The organism is Thermococcus sp. JdF3, from assembly GCF_012027495.1.
In the GTDB taxonomy this organism is placed as follows: domain Archaea; phylum Methanobacteriota_B; class Thermococci; order Thermococcales; family Thermococcaceae; genus Thermococcus.
On the sequence record NZ_SNUK01000029.1, the window covers coordinates 1 to 431 of the forward strand.

The 431-nt window shown below is 46.2% G+C and carries 1 protein-coding gene; it reads right to left on the reverse strand.

The annotated features are described in order from the left end of the window. The coding region (locus E3E42_RS11750; RefSeq protein ID WP_167904893.1) for a molybdenum cofactor biosynthesis protein MoaE at positions 1 to 290 on the reverse strand (290 nt) is incomplete at its 3' end. Positions 291 to 431 lie beyond the last annotated feature (141 nt).

The following is a 431-nucleotide window of genomic DNA, read 5'->3' on the forward strand; positions in this document are numbered from 1 at the left end:
CCACTGGCAATAATGAGTATCGTGTCCTCGCCCACGTTGAGCTCGCCGTAGCGGTGCCATATCAGGATGTCCAATATGGGAAACTTTTCAAGTGCTTCTCCCCGTATCCTCTCCATCTCTTCAATGGCCATCTCTTCATAGGCCTCGTAGATGAGTTTTCTGACTCTTCTGCCATGGTTTTTGTTCCTGACCTTCCCCAAGAAGAAAACGTAGCCACCGGCCTCTGGAACGAGAAGATAACTCAACGCCTCATTGAGATCGAAGGGTTCTTTAGTAATCTTAACCTTCATATCCATCCCCCATGGAACTTAAAGCTTCACCCAATTAAATCTGTCGGGCTAATAAAAAGGTTTAAGTGGTTTCAAGCTCAGGGGTTGTCGGTGAATGGAATGAGAAAATACGCGCTTGTGCTTATCCTCATTTTGCTCACT